Annotated in this window: 8 protein-coding genes and 1 pseudogene; 8 read left to right on the top strand and 1 reads right to left on the bottom strand. The window is 72.0% G+C overall.

Going from position 1 to position 13,230, the window contains the following annotated elements; translation table 11 throughout:
• Positions 1–37: 37 nt before the first annotated feature.
• The 8 genes and pseudogenes from FB157_RS07715 to FB157_RS07680 all read left to right on the top strand — a co-directional run.
• A complete protein-coding gene (locus FB157_RS07715) occupies positions 38–3,250 on the top strand; it encodes a DEAD/DEAH box helicase (RefSeq protein WP_315903809.1) in 3,213 nt (1,070 codons plus the stop codon).
• Between the two features lie 412 nt (positions 3,251–3,662).
• Positions 3,663–4,595, top strand: coding sequence for a cyclase family protein (locus FB157_RS07710; protein ID WP_186581394.1), 933 nt, complete (start codon positions 3,663–3,665; stop codon positions 4,593–4,595).
• Between the two features lie 168 nt (positions 4,596–4,763).
• Positions 4,764–6,350, top strand: a complete 1,587-nt coding sequence (locus tag FB157_RS07705) for a GMC oxidoreductase (protein WP_145877288.1) — start codon at positions 4,764–4,766, stop codon at positions 6,348–6,350.
• A gap of 22 nt (positions 6,351–6,372) precedes the next feature.
• A complete protein-coding gene (locus tag FB157_RS07700) occupies positions 6,373–8,199 on the top strand; it encodes a glycoside hydrolase family 15 protein (RefSeq protein ID WP_145877286.1) in 1,827 nt (608 codons plus the stop codon).
• Positions 8,200–8,421: 222 nt separating this feature from the next.
• Positions 8,422–9,261, top strand: a complete 840-nt coding sequence (locus tag FB157_RS07695) for an SDR family oxidoreductase (RefSeq protein ID WP_261386200.1) — start codon at positions 8,422–8,424, stop codon at positions 9,259–9,261.
• Between the two features lie 35 nt (positions 9,262–9,296).
• Positions 9,297–10,781: a cytochrome ubiquinol oxidase subunit I gene (locus FB157_RS07690; protein ID WP_145877285.1), complete on the top strand. Its 1,485-nt coding sequence runs from the start codon at positions 9,297–9,299 to the stop codon at positions 10,779–10,781.
• A complete protein-coding gene (locus FB157_RS07685; RefSeq protein WP_145877283.1) occupies positions 10,778–11,818 on the top strand; it encodes a cytochrome d ubiquinol oxidase subunit II in 1,041 nt (346 codons plus the stop codon). The genes FB157_RS07690 and FB157_RS07685 overlap by 4 nt, the downstream gene beginning before the upstream one ends.
• A gap of 98 nt (positions 11,819–11,916) precedes the next feature.
• A pseudogene (locus FB157_RS07680) lies at positions 11,917–12,271 on the top strand (NAD(P)-dependent oxidoreductase); the annotation flags it as partial.
• Here the strand turns inward: FB157_RS07680 and FB157_RS07675 are convergent.
• A complete protein-coding gene (locus FB157_RS07675) occupies positions 12,255–13,217 on the bottom strand; it encodes an alpha/beta fold hydrolase (protein WP_145877281.1) in 963 nt (320 codons plus the stop codon). The pseudogene FB157_RS07680 and the gene FB157_RS07675 sit on opposite strands and share 17 nt — an antisense overlap.
• Between the last annotated feature and the right edge of the window lie 13 nt (positions 13,218–13,230).

Below are 13,230 nucleotides of genomic sequence, written 5' to 3'. Positions count from 1 at the left end.
CGAAGCCGAAGCCGGCCGGGCGGACAAAGGGGGACTCGTGGGGGACACGGCCGAGCTCGGCCAGACGGTGGCGGAGGTCGTGCGCGAGCGCTGGGGCGTCAAGCTGGACGCCGACGGCAGCATCGCCCGCTTCACCGAACCGGGGTGGAGCTACGAGGAGGAGGTGCCGCGCCCCTGCCCCGAGTGCGACGGCAGAATGTACGCACTGCGCAGGCCGTACGAGTCGGGCGGGCGCGTCTACCGCTACGTGGCCGTGGTCTGCCCGGTCTGCCCCGCGGCCTACACCCTCGCCGACCTCGGGGTGAAGACGTACGACAAACTCGCCCCCCGGCCGGGCGCGCAGCAGAAGTCCACGCCGGAGGCGAAGAAGCCGGCGGCCCCACGGCTGCGGGTGTCGCGGCCGACGACGGCGGCGCGGGTGTCGTCCCTGCTCCTCGGGCCGTGCCCCACGGAGCCCGGCGTCACCATCACCCCCATCCACGCCTCCACCCGCCCCGCGTGGCCCGCCGACCTGCCCGTGCCGATGGAGAGCGAGGAGCGCCGGCTGCTGTGGTGCAAGGCGACCGACCCGGCCTGGCGGCCGCCCGAGGGCGCGGTGGCGGCGGCCGACGACGTCCGGGTCATCCTCCCCGACGGCCCCGCCTTCACCGACCTGCGCGACCACCTCGCCGAGCGGGGCGTACCGTTCCGTGTCGTCCGGCACTGGACGGAGCACGAACAGGTCGGCACGGTCTCCGACTTCGGCTCCGCGACCGGGCTGACGGCCCACCCCGCCCGTACGTTCCCCACGGGCTCCGCGATGCCGCCCTCGCCCGTCGCCGGGCCCGGCGCCCATGCGGCCCGGGACGCGTTCGAGGCCCAGTGGGACGCCCTGGAGGACGTTCCGGACGCCGACGGCATCCCGTACGTGCCGGTGACCGACCTCGTCCCCGAGGACTGGGCCCGGCTGCTGCCGCACCCCACCTTCAACCCGGCCCAGGCCGACGCCGTCCCCGCGGTGATGGACGGCGACGACCATCTGATCGTCGTCGCCCCGACCGGCGCGGGCAAGACGCCCGTCGGCATGGTCGCCGCACTGCGTGCCCACGCCGATGGCCGCAAGGCCGCCTGGCTGGTGCCCCAGCGGTCGCTGACCGACGAACTCGACCGCGAACTGGACGTCTGGCGGCGGCACGGGCTCACGGTCGTCCGGCTCACGGGGGAGTACGCCGTCGACGCCGACCTCATCCGCGAGGCCGACGTCTGGGTCGCCACCACCGAGAAGTTCGAGGCGATCTGCCGGAACGGCTCGCTGGGCGGCGCCCTCGCGGAGGTCGGCTGCCTGGTCGTCGACGAGATCCACCTGCTCGGCGATCCGGCGCGCGGCGCCGTACTGGAGGCCGTGCTCACCCGGGTGCGCGAGGACAGCGCCCGGACGCGCATCGTCGGACTGTCCGCGACCGTGGCAAACGCCGACGAGGTCGCCGACTGGCTGGGCGCCCGGCTGATCCGTACCGCCTGGCGGCCCACCCGGCTGACCTGGCAGATCCCCCTGCTCCCCGCGCCGAGGGACGGCGACCGGACCACGCGTGCCGCCGTGGCCCGCACCGCCGCGGCCGTGCGGCTGGCCCGCACCGTCACCGACGAGGGCGGCAGCGTGCTCGTCTTCTGCAGCAGCAAGCGGGGCGTGCGCGCGACGGCCCTCGCCCTCGCCGCGGACCGGGGCGTGCCGACCCACGGCGTCGACGCGGACGACTCGGAACTCGTCGAGCGGCTGTGCGGCAAGGCCGGTGTGGGACTCCACTACCGCGACTGGCCGTTCAAGCGCGAGGCCGAGCGGGCGTTCCGGGCCCGCGAGACCGATGTCCTCGTGGCGACCTCCACCGTGGCCGCCGGGGTGAACCTCCCCGCCCGTGCCGTGATCGTGCGTGACGTCCGGCTCGGTCAGGACCGGATCGAGGTGTCCATGGTGCAGCAGATGTTCGGCCGTGCCGGGCGGGTCGGCGCGGGGGAACGGGAGGGCTGGGCCTTCCTGCTGGCGGACGAGACGGAGCGTCCGGAGTGGCAGGCCCGGCTGACCGCCGGATACACCGTGCGCTCGCGGATCGGGGACCGGCTGCCCAACCACCTCCTCGCCGAGGTGGTGCAGGGCCGGGTGGAGTCCCTGGAGGAGGCCGAGGACTGGTGGACCGGGACGTTCGCCTTCCACCAGGGGCACGACAGCGTGGAACCGCTCCACGACGCCGCGCTCTACCTGACCGAGGCCGGCCTCCTGCGCTCCGCCCGCGGGCCGCAGGGCCAGGAGTTCCTGCAGGCGACCGAACTGGGCATGCTGACCAGCCGGTTCATGGTCGACGCCGAGTCGGCGTACGAACTGGCCCAAGGGGTGGGCAGGCTGCCGGTACCGGCGGACCCGGACCAGGCCGAGCAGCTGCTGACGAGGCTGCTGACCGTGCAGCTCCCCGAACTGGCGGACGCCGCCTTCAGCGACCGGGCGCGCACGACCCTGCGGCGGGTGCTGCGCCACCAGGGCCGGGTGGAGCAGCTGGAGCAGGACCAGAGGCAGCCGGACCAGGACGAGGGGCTGCTCGCCGGGGAACTGGCCTACGCGGTACTGCTGCTGGCGGCCTTCAGCCCGCAGGCGTTCGCCACGCGCGGCGGTTATGTGCTCGGCATCCCGGCCGACAGCCTGACCGGCATCCTGGACGAGGCCCAGCGCTATCTGGCCTGGCTGGGCGCCCAGGGCGAGCTGGGCACCGTCCATCCCTGGGCGGCCGTCGTGGCCGGGGACCTGGCCGAGCGCATCCGCTGGCGCACGCTGGGGCCGGGCCGCGGGGCCGGGCGGCTGCTGTGGATGTGCGGGCGCATGGCCACACCCCAGCTCACCCCCCGCCTGGTCCCGCGGATGTGGCGGGCGGCGCGGGAGCGCGGGGTCGGCGCCCCGGACTGGACGGGCACCACCCCGCCGCGCGACTGCGCGCTCCCGCCGGGACGCTACGAGGCGCTGCTGAAGCAGCGGACCACCGGCACCGTCCTCACGCAGAACTCCGGCTCCGTGCAGGTGACGGCCCCGCAGGGCGCGGTGGTCTGCCTCTGGAACGGCGCGGTGACGGTCCGCTACGCGTCGGACGGCACCCCGGCCCGGCTGGACCATCCGCGCGCAGCCCCCGACGACCCCTCGGCGGGCCGGCGCGGCGCGGCGGTCTTCACCCGCGGCGACCACCTGGCCGCGGGCTGGCTCGCGGCCTACAACGCGACCGGGGACGCCTGATGAAGGGGCCGGACCCGCAGGGCTCGTGCCCCCTGCAGAGGGCCGGCCGCAGCCAGGGTCCGGCCGCAGGCTCACGTGACCGAGCGGGCAGGCACGCAGGAGCTCACCGTCGGTAAGACACGCGGGGTGAAACCCGCGCCCCTTCGGACGACGGGACCACAGGTCCTGGCCGCCGAGACCGACGCCGTGCGTGCGTCGAGGACGAGGAGGGCCGCTGTCGTGCAGACCGCGACGAGGGCGCTCGCTGTCGTGCGACGGCGTTCGGAGAGCCGGCGCTGCACGGACGAGCTCCTCCGGACACGGCTGTGGCGGACGTGCCCCGGTGCCGATCGCATCGAAGGCACGGCATCCGGTGGTTCCGGCACGGGCGACTCGGTGTGCGGGAACCCGACTGCTGCCGGATGGTGGGGAGATGCGGACGTCCCAGGTGATGAGCGAGGCCGACTTCCGGTCGCTGTACCGTCGGCTCAGGGACACGGCACCTGGCGGCGACGTGGACCGGGGCGCCCTGGAGACGATCACCGGGGCGCAGGTGCTGGCGGCCGCCCGCGAGGTGCGGTCCGGACGTACGGTGTCGCTCGCGGCCCCCGTGAACAAGCGTGTCGCACCGGACGACGCCGAACCGGCCCAGCACCGGCTCATCGCCCCGGAAGGCGGCCGGCCCAGTGCGAGCGGCCTGGACTTCGCCCGCGACCGTTTCGCCATGAACATCCACGGCGACGGGAACAGCCACCTCGACGCGCTGTGCCACGTCATCTACGACGGCACGCTGCACGGCGGCCTGCCGGCGGCGGAGGTGCTCTCACCGGACGGCGCCGGCGCCCTGTCCGTCGACCTGGTCCGCGACGGCATCGTCGGCCGTGGAGTTCTCCTCGACATCCCCCGGCTGCACGGCGTCCCCTGGCTCGAACCCGGGGCGCACGTGACCGCCGACGACCTCGCCGCCGCCGAGGCCGAGCAGGGGCTGCGCGTGGGCCGGGGCGACATTCTCCTCGTACGGGTCGGGCACCGCCTGCGGCGCGAGGAACTCGGCCCCTGGGACGTGTCCGACGCCCGCGCCGGGTTCCATCCTGCGGCCATGGAGTTCCTGGCGGAGCGCGAGGTGTCCGTGCTCGGGAGCGACGGCAACAACGACACCGGCCCCAGCCCTGTGCAGGGGGTCGCGTACCCGGTGCATGTGCTCGCCGTCCACGCGATGGGACTGCACCTGCTCGACTACCTGCGGCTCGAGGACCTCGCGCCGGTCTGCGCACAGGAGGGCCGCTGGTCCTTCCTCTGCGTGATCGCCCCGCTCCGGCTGCCCTCGGCCACCGGATGCCCGGTCAACCCGCTCGCGATCCTGTGAGGGGCGGCCCGGACCGCGGAGCCGCCGCGCCCCGGTTCACCCGGACAGCCCAACTCGCCGGGTAGATCACCCGGAGATACGTTGGTGTGCGGGGCGGGATGGCGGCCGGGGCGGATCTCTCGCTCACCCCGGGCAGGACCGGACGAGGCTCCGAGGGCGGTGGCCCGCATGACCGAAGCGCAGCACTACGACGTCATCGTGATCGGCACCGGTGCGGGCGGCGGCACCATCGCCCACCGGCTGGCGGGCACGGGGAAACGGATCCTCCTTCTCGAACGCGGCGGCTATCTGCCCCGCGAGCGCGACAACTGGGACTCGACCGCGGTCTTCGTCAAGGGCAAGTACCGCGCCCCGGAGTTCTGGTTCGACAAGAGCGGCAACAAGTTTCCGCCCGAGGTCAACTACTACGTGGGCGGCAACACCAAGTTCTACGGCGCCGCCCTCTTCCGGCTGCGCCCGGAGGACTTCGGCGAGATCCGCCACCACGACGGCATCTCGCCCGCCTGGCCGCTGCGCTACGAGGACTTCGAGCCCTACTACTCGCAGGCCGAACACCTCTACCTCGTGCACGGCCGGCACGGCGAGGACCCCACCGAGGGTCCCACCAGCGCTCAGTACGCCTACCCGCCGGTCCAGCACGAGCCGCGCATCGAGCAGCTCAGCCACGACCTGGAGAAGCAGGGGCTGCACCCCTTCCACCTCCCGATCGGCGTGAACCTCACCCAGGACGACCGGGGCCGGGCCGTCCACACCAGCGCCTGCATCCGCTGCGACCGCGTCGACGGCTTCCCCTGCCTGGTCGGCGCGAAGTCCGACGCCCAGGTCATCTGCGTCGACCCCGTCCTGGAACAGGCCAACGTCGAGATGGTCACCCACGCGGACGTACGGCGGCTGGAGACGGACGCGACGGGCCGCAGTGTCACCAAGGTCGTCGCCACCGTGGGGGACGGAGACCCCGCCACCGTGGAGTTCAGCGCCGACATCGTGGTCGTGGCCTGCGGCGCCGTCAACTCCGCCGTCCTGCTGCTGCGTTCGGCCGACGACCGGCATCCGCAGGGCCTGGCCAACAGCTCGGACGTGGTGGGCCGGAACTACATGCGGCACAACAACCTCGCCCTCATGGCCGTGTCCAGGGAACCGAACGACACCAAGTTCCAGAAGACTCTGGCGCTGCACGACTGGTACCTGGGATCCGACGACTGGGACTACCCCCTGGGCGGGATCCAGATGCTCGGCAAGTCCGACTCCGAGCAGATCCACGGCGAAGCGCCCCGCTGGGCCGGGGCGGTCGCCCCGGACATGCCGTTCGAGGTGCTGGCCCACCACGCGGTCGACTTCTGGCTGTGCGGGGAGGACCTGCCGGCCGCCGGGAACCGGGTCACCCTGGACCGGGACGACGGGATCCACCTCGCCCTCGACGAGAAGAACAACATCGCCGGGCTGGAGCGCCTGCGGCACAAACTGCAGGGCATGCTCAGCCACTTGGGCATGCACGAACACCGTCTCCTGCCGCACAGCATCTACCTGCACAAGGGGATGCCCATCGGCGCCACGGCGCACCAGGCCGGCACGGTCCGCTTCGGCACCGACCCCGCGACCTCGGCCCTGGACGTCAACTGCAAGGCCCACGACCTCGACAACCTCTACGTCGTCGACACGAGCTTCTTCCCGAGCATCGGAGCGGTCAATCCCTCGCTGACCGCCATGGCCAACGCCCTGCGGGTCGGCGACCACATCGCGGAGCGGCTGCAATGACCTCCCCCCGAAGGAGACCTCCATGGATCGGTACCCGCCCATCGCCGAGCACGGGCTGATCGGGGACCTGCAGACCGCGGCTCTGGTGTCGTCGCACGGCGTGATCGACTGGTTCGCGGCGCCGCGCTTCGACTCGCCCAGCGTCTTCGCCGCCCTGCTCGACCACGACGGCGGCGGCTACTTCCTGCTCGCCCCGGAGCACCCCGAGGGCACCTGGAAACAGCTCTACTACCCGGACACCGCCGTCCTGGTGACCCGTTTCATGTCGCCCGACGGAGTCGGCGAGATCGTCGACTACATGCCGGTCCAGCCGGGTTCGAGAGCGACGGACCGGCACCAGCTGGTGCGAGTCGCCCGCGCGGTGCGCGGCACCGTACGGTTCGAGCTGTCCTGCCGGCCGCGGTTCGACTACGCACGGGCGGACCACCGACTCGATCTCACTCCCGAACGGGCGACGTTCCACGCCCCGGGCGCGACCGCCCACCTGCAGAGCGACATCCCGCTCGAACAGGACGGGAAGGACGTCCGCGGCGCGCGCACGCTCAACGCCGGGGAGGCGGCCGCCGTGGTGTTCACCATGGGCCCGCCCGGAGCAGAGGCGCCGCCACCACCCACCACCGAAGGGATCACCGAGGGCATCTTCGAGAACATCAACTTCTGGCAGCTGTGGGTGCGCACCTCGCGCTACAGCGGCCGCTGGACGGACACGGTGTACCGCTCCGCCATCACGCTCAAGCTGCTGACCTACGCCCCCACGGGCGCTCCGGTCGCCGCCGCCACCATGGGGCTGCCCGAGCAGGTCGGGGGTGAGCGCAACTGGGACTACCGGTACACCTGGGTACGGGACGGGTCGCTGTCGATCCGGGCCCTGCTCGACCTCGGCTTCGTGGACGAGGCGACCCAGTTCATCCACTGGCTCGGCGACCGCCTCCGCGCCCACGAGGGATCGGACGGCGAACCCCTGCAGATCATGTACCGGGTCGACGGTGACCCTCATCTCACGGAGGAGATCCTGGAGCACTTCGAGGGGTACCGCGGCTCCTACCCGGTCCGGGCCGGCAACGCCGCCTCCGACCAGTTGCAGCTCGACATCTACGGCGAGGCCCTGTACGGCCTGGCCGAGGGCCGCGAGGTCGGAGAGCACGCGGGCTACCACGGGTGGAAGGGCCTGGCGGCCACCCTCGACTGGCTCGCCGACTCCTGGGACCGGCCCGACGAGGGGATCTGGGAGACCCGGGGCGGACGCAAGGACTTCACCTACAGCCGGGTGATGTGCTGGACCGCCTTCGACCGTGGCCTGAAGCTGGCGGCCGAGTTCAGCAGGCCGGCCGACACCGCGCGCTGGACCCGCGCCCGGGACGAGATCCTGGAGCAGGTCATGGAACGCGGCTGGAACGAGAAGGAACAGGCCCTCGTCCAGTACTACGGAGGCGACGTCCTGGACGCGTCCCTCCTGCTCGCTCCCCGGGTCGGGTTCATCTCCCCCGGAAGCCCCGGCTGGCTCAGCACGCTGGACGCCATGGACCGGGTCCTCGTCTCCGACAGCCTGGTCTACCGCTACGACCCCCAGGCGTCTCCCGACGGACTGCGCGGGAGTGAAGGGACGTTCAGTCTGTGCACGTTCCTGTACGTCGACGCCCTCGTCCGCGCGGGGCGGCTCGCCGAGGCCCGCTACGCCTTCGAGAAGATGCAGACCTACGCGAACCACGTCGGCCTGTTCGCCGAGGAGATAGGCCCGAGCGGAGAACAACTCGGCAATTTCCCGCAGGCTTTCACTCATCTGTCCCTGATCATGGCCGCGACGACGCTGAACGACGCGCTCGACCGGCTCTGGCGCACCCCCGGCTGAACCCCGGCCCGTGCCTGCCTTTTTGCGGGGCAGGTGAGCCCACGGCGCGGTGGGGTACCCGTGGCCGACGAGCCCGCCGCCGATCGGGCGAAGAACCTCAGTCGGTCAGCCCAACGCGGGCTCACCCGCGCTGCGGCCCCTCGTCCACGGTGTTTGTGTGGCGGCTGAACCTCCGGGCCACGGCCCGGCTGCCCGGGCCACGGAGTGGAGGAGCCAGACATCGTGAGTGCCGCCGAGGGTGCATCGCAGAACGTGATCCCCGCACATCTGCTCAAGGGGCAGAAAGCGCTCGTCACCGGCGCCAACTCCGGGATCGGCCGGGCCACGGCCGTCGCCCTGGGCCGGGCCGGCGCCGACGTGGTCGTGAACTACGTGGCCGGGCGTGAGGACGCCGAGCAGGTGGTCGAGGAGATCAAGGCCCTCGGGGTGAAGGCGGCGGCCTACGAGGCGGACGTGTCCGACGAGGGCCAGGTCGTGGCGATGACGGACCGGATGGTCCAGGAGTTCGGCACGATCGACATCCTGGTCGCCAACGCCGGACTGCAACGCGACGCCCCGCTCACCGAGATGACCGTCGCCCAGTGGCAGAAGGTCCTGGACGTCAACCTCACCGGGCAGTTCCTGTGCGCGCGCGAGGCGACGAAGGAGTTCCTGCGGCGCGGTGTCGTGCCCGAGGTCTCGCGTGCCGCCGGGAAGATCATCTGCATGAGTTCGGTGCACCAGATCATCCCGTGGGCGGGGCACGTGAACTACGCCTCCTCCAAGGGCGGCGTCCAGATGATGATGCAGACCCTCGCCCAGGAACTCGCCCCGAAGAAGATCCGGGTGAACGCGGTCGCCCCCGGGGCCATCAAGACCCCCATCAACCGCAGTGCCTGGGAGACCCCGGAGGCCCAGAAGGACCTCCTGCGGCTGATCCCCTACGGCCGTGTCGGCGATCCCGAGGACATCGCCTACGCCGTCGTCGGCATCGCCTCCGACCTCATGGACTACGTCGTGGGCGCCACCCTCTACGTGGACGGCGGGATGACCCTCTTCCCCGGCTTCGCCACCGGCGGCTGACTCGCCCCGGTCCGTCTGCCCACCGGGAGACACCCATGCACTTCACGGTCACCCTGCTGGCGGACACGCCGGCGCAGATGCTCCCGGCCAGATCCCAGATGGCCTTCACCCTCGCCTCCCACATCATCCTGGTGCCGCTGGGCGTGGCGCTGCCGCTGATCACACTGATCATGCACGGCTACGGCCTGCGCCGCGGCGACGAGACCGCCCTGCTGCTGGCCCGCCGCTGGTCGGCGGTGATGGCGGTCCAGTTCGCCATCGGCGTCGTCACCGGCACCGTGCTGTCCTTCGAGTTCGGGCTGCTGTGGCCGGGCATGATGGGCAGGTGGGGCGATGTCTTCGGCATCGGCTTCGGGGTCGAGGCATGGGCCTTCTTCCTGGAGGCCGTCCTCATCGCCATCTATCTGTACGGATGGCGAAGGCTCCCCGCCCGCACCCACTTCCTGCTCGCACTGCCCCTGCCCTTCGCGGCCCTGCTCGGCGCCTTCGGCATCCTGGCCGCCAACTCGTGGATGAACACCCCGCGGGGCTTCACCCTGGACGCCGCAGGCAATCCCGTCGACGTGAAGATCTGGAAGGCGATCTTCACGCCCATGTTCGGTCCGCAGTACTGGCACTTCGTCGTGGCGATGTTCGTCACGGCGGGCTACGTCGTGGCCGGCGTCTACGCCGTCGGCCGGCTGCGCGGGCGCCGGGACCGGTATCACCGGCTCGGCTTCACGATCCCTTTCACGCTGGCCGCGGTGCTCACACCGGTGCAGTTCATGCTCGGGGACTCCATCGCCCGGCAGGTGTTCCACAAGCAGCCGGTGAAGTTCGCCGCGATGGAGATCGTCTGGAACACCGACACCCATGTCCCGGAGTACCTCTACGGCCGGCTGCACCCCGACGGTGCGGTCTCCGGCGGTGTCAAGATCCCCCAACTCGACTCGATCCTCGCCGGTTTCCGCCCGGACACCAAGGTCACCGGTCTCACGTCGGTGCCGGCCGGTGACCGCCCGACGCCTGCCGAGGCCACCATCACGCACTTCGCGTTCGACACCATGGTCTTCATCGGCTCGCTGCTGATCCTGCTCGCCCTCTGGTACGGCGTCCTGTGGCTGTGGCGCCGCCGGCTGCCCACCTCCCCGTGGTTCTTCCGGGGCGCCGCGTGCGCGGGCGTGGCCTCCGTCGTCGCCGTCGAATGCGGCTGGATCACCACCGAGGTGGGACGCCAGCCGTGGATCGTCTACCAGAACATGCGTGTCGCGGAAGCGGTGACGTCGACGCGTTCCACCAGCTTGTGGATCATGTTCGGGCTGGTCGTCCTGGTGTACGTCTTCGTCTTCGGGTCGTTCCTGGCGGTGCTGCTGAAGATGCGCGCACGCTGGCGGCTCGCCGACGAGCGGGGCGGACCGCAGACTCCGCGGGAGGCACCGGAGACGGACACGCCGTACGGGCCGCGTTCCCCGGTCGGGTCCGCCGGCACGCCCGGATCCGGAGGCGAAGCGACCGGCTCGTCCCAGGGGGGCCGGACGTGATCGCCGGAGTCATCGCGGTCGTCCTGCTGCTCGCGGTCGCCGCGTACGCCTGCGGTGGCGGCACCGACTACGGAGCGGGCTTCTGGGATCTGACCGCCGGCGGAGCGGAACGCGGCAAGCGCCCCCGATGGCTGATCGACCACGCGATGGCTCCGGTGTGGGAGGTCAACAACGTCTGGCTGATCTTCGTGCTGGTCATCATGTGGACGGGCTTTCCCGTGTTCTTCCAGCGGGTGTTCACGGCGATGTGGCTGCCGCTGGCACTGGCCGCCGTGGGCACCGTGCTCCGCGGGGCCGGCTTCGCCCTGCGCAAGCCCCTGACGAGGCTGGCCGGCCGGCGCCTGTACGGTGCGATGTTCGCCGTCGCCTCGCTGCTGACGCCGTTCTTCCTGGGCGCCGCGGCCGGGGGAGTGGCCTCGGGCCGGGTGACCGCGGCCGCGACGGCGTCGACGGACGCCTGGGCCAACCCCACCTCACTGCTGTTCGGCCTGCTCGCCATCGCGACCACGGCGCTGCTCGGGGCCGTGTTCCTGGCCGGCGACGCCCGGCGCTTCTCCGTGCCGGACCTCGACGGTTACTTCCGGCGGCGGGCGCTGGCGGCACTGGCGGTCGTCGCCGTACTCGCCGTGATCACCCTGTTCGTCACGCACGGGGACGCCCCCTACGTGTGGCACGGGCTCACCCACGGGGTGGGCCTCGTCTTCGTGAGCGTGGCGGTCCTGACCACCCTCGCGACCGCGTGGCTGCTCACCCGCCCGTCCGCGGACTGGTCCCGGGTCACGGCGGTCGCGGTGGTGGCGTCGGCCGTCATCGCCTGGGGCATGGCCCAGCGCCCCTACCTGATCCCGACCTCACTCACCGTCGCGGAGGGCGCGGGCGCGCACACCACACTGCGCTGGCTCGGGCTCGTCACCCTCGTCGCCTTCGTGCTGGTCTTTCCCGCGGTCGCCCTGCTGTACTGGCTGGACACCCACGGTGAGCTGGAGGGGCTCACCGACGCCGAGTTGCAGCGCGGTGGAGCGGGTGACGAGGGGTGACCTCGGGGGGCGTTCTCCCCTGACGACCGGCGTGAAAGCGACTCCTGCTGCCGTTCACGCCGGCCGACCTCGGCGGTCTTCCTCCGGGATGGCCTGCGCTCACGGACGCGACCCGAGGGCTGGTCGGCGCACGCTTCCTGGCGCGGACGAGGGACGGAGCCCTGCTGGTCAACATCGCCCGTGGCCCGGTCGTGGACACCACGGCACTGGTCGGCGAGCTGCGCAGCGGGCGGTTGAGCGCGGCACTCGACGTCACGGACCCGGAGCCGCTGCCGCCGGGGCGTCCCCTGTGGACGACTCCCCGCACCCTGATCAGCCCCCACGCGGCCGCCACCACCTCGCCGTTCCGCCCCCCGGGCACTGGCGCTGGTCCGCGCCCAGCCGGCCCGGTACACGGCCGGAGAGCCCCTGGCCAACGTGGTGGCCACGCCCGACTTCAGGAAGTCGCCCTGAGGAAGTCGATGAGCGCCGCGTTCACCTCGTCGGGGCGTTCCTGCTGAGTCCAGTGGCCGCAGCCCGCCAGCTTGAGGGGCTCGCGCCGCAGGTTGGGCATCAGGGCGGGCAGGCGCTCGATGAGTTCGGGCGTGCCGGGGAAGGCGGGGACGATGTCACGGTCGCCGTAGACGTACAGGGCGGGCGGGGTGACGACGGCGCCGTGCCACGCAGCGGTCAGTTCCCAGTTGCGGTCGAGGTTGCGGTACCAGTTGAGCGCCCCGGTGAAGCCCTGGGAGAAGCTCTCGGTGAGGGCGTCGAGGTCGTCCTCGGTGAACCACTCGGGCAGTTCCTCGGGGTCGGTCATGGCCGCGAGCCAGCCGCGCTCGGGGTCCACCAGAGGCTGCCGGCCCTCGCCGGCGCCGGGAGCGTCGCCGGAAGCCCAGTAGAAGATCCTCCGCAGAGCGGTGCGGGTGTCCTTCGCGAGCTCGGCGTCGGCGACGCCGGGCCGGTTGAAGTAGTTCCAGTAGAAGCGGCCGCCGAACAGCTGGTCCATGGCGGCCAGCGGAGGCTGGGGCCCGCGGAAGGGCGGCGGCACGCTCAGGCCGGCCACTCCGAGCACCATGTCGGGCCGCAGCAGGGCGGTGTGCCAGGCGACCGGCGCACCCCAGTCGTGCCCGACGACATACGCCTTCTCCTCACCCAGGGCGTGGATCAGTCCGACGACATCGCCGACCAGGTGGAGGATGGTGTAGGCGTCGACATCGTGGGGGTGGTCGCTGCGTCCGTATCCGCGCTGGTCGGGGGCGACGACTCGGAACCCCGCCGCGGCCAGGGGGCCGAACTGGTGGTGCCAGGAGTGCCATGACTCGGGGAAGCCGTGCAGCAGCACGACCAAGGGGCCGTCGCCCTGCTCGGCGATGTGCAGCCGAACGCCGTTCACGTCAACCATGCGATGCTCAACCATGTACCCGAGCGTA

It is taken from the genome of Streptomyces sp. BK340 (assembly GCF_007827595.1).
GTDB lineage: Bacteria > Actinomycetota > Actinomycetes > Streptomycetales > Streptomycetaceae > Streptomyces.
This window is presented reverse-complemented; position numbering and strand designations above follow the sequence as displayed.